We start from the raw sequence: 255 nt of genomic DNA on the forward strand, positions 1-255 counted from the left end.
CTGTCGTGTTTGCCTTTGAGTCCTCCGGAAGCTCCACCTCCTCCGGAGGTGTGGGCTTCCGCCCACGCTTCTTCTGGCCTGATTCTTCCTCTTCCTGTTCTCTCTGGCGGATCTTCTCGGCTTGCTCCTCCTTGAGCTGCTGTTCGGTGGCGTTGAGTCGGTCCCTGGCTTCCCGCAATCGATTCAGTCGGTCCTCTCGCTCCCGGAGTTCCTCCGGGAGCTCGTCTCCGCGTTGTTCTGGTCCGTATTCGTCGT

General features: G+C 60.4%; 1 pseudogene. It reads right to left on the reverse strand.

Annotated elements, in window-relative coordinates:
• Positions 1–255 (reverse strand): annotated as a pseudogene (locus tag O2S87_RS19155) (IS1182-like element ISMhu1 family transposase); the annotation flags it as partial.

This window comes from Halohasta sp. A2 (assembly GCF_056175805.1).